A 918-nucleotide genomic window follows, 5' to 3' on the forward strand; every position below is an offset into this window, starting at 1 on the left:
TCACAGTAGGCTAGCCTCGCCGGCTTCCCCGCCGTTATCGTGAATCAATGCGCCGCTGGACCGTGGGCGCGGCGGCCGCGGTCGTGGCGCTCCTGCTACTCGCGGTCGCGCTCGTCCGGTGGGGTCCCGGTGGCGGCCCGACCGCCGCCGCGCCCACGCCCTCGCCCGAGCCGACCGCCGCCGAGCAGCTCAGCCCCGCCCAGGTCTACGAGGTGGTCGCCCCCTCTGTCGTCGTCGTCGAGCGCCTCGCCGGCAGCCAGGTCACCGGCACCGGCACCGGCGTCGTGGCCAGCCAGACCGGTGCCATCCTGACCGCGCTGCACGTGGTGGCCGGGGGCACGGTGCGGGTCACGTTCGCCGACGGCACGCGCTCGGCGGCGACCGTCGAGGCGAGCGACCCGGCCAACGACATCGCGCTGCTCGCCGCCGCCAGCCTCCCGCAGGTGCTCGTGCCCGCGACGATCGGCAACTCCGGCCGCCTCGCCGTCGGCGACGAGGTGGTCGCCGTCGGCAACCCGCTCGGCATGACCAGCAGCGCCACCGCCGGCGTGGTCTCCGGGCTCGACCGGGCCGCCGCCGGCAACGACGGCGCGCGGCTCGCCGGGCTCATCCAGTTCGACGCCGCGGTCAACCCCGGCAGCTCGGGCGGCCCGCTGGTCAACGCTCGAGGCGAGACGATCGGCATCGTGGTGGCCCTGGTCAACCCCACGCGGGCCGGCACCTTCATCGGCATCGGCTTCGCCGTGCCCATCGGCACCGCCCTCGGCGGCGGCCCAGGCAGCAACGGACCCCAGCGATAGGACGGTCAGGACAAGCGGGAGTCGCGAGGCTACGGGCCTCAACCACGACGGCGAACGAGCGCCGAGCGACGGAGCGAGATAGGGATGAGCGGGAGTCGCGAGGCCACGGACCCCAACC

Annotated in this window: 1 protein-coding gene; it reads left to right on the forward strand. The window is 75.1% G+C overall.

Going from position 1 to position 918, the window contains the following annotated elements; genetic code table 11:
- Window positions 1–47: 47 nt before the first annotated feature.
- Window positions 48–800, forward strand: coding sequence for a S1C family serine protease (locus ACFFIA_RS39935; protein WP_377261860.1), 753 nt, complete (start codon window positions 48–50; stop codon window positions 798–800).
- The last annotated feature ends 118 nt before the right edge of the window (window positions 801–918 follow it).

Origin of the sequence: Phytohabitans kaempferiae, assembly GCF_042433955.1 — a bacterium.
GTDB lineage: Bacteria > Actinomycetota > Actinomycetes > Mycobacteriales > Micromonosporaceae > Phytohabitans > Phytohabitans kaempferiae.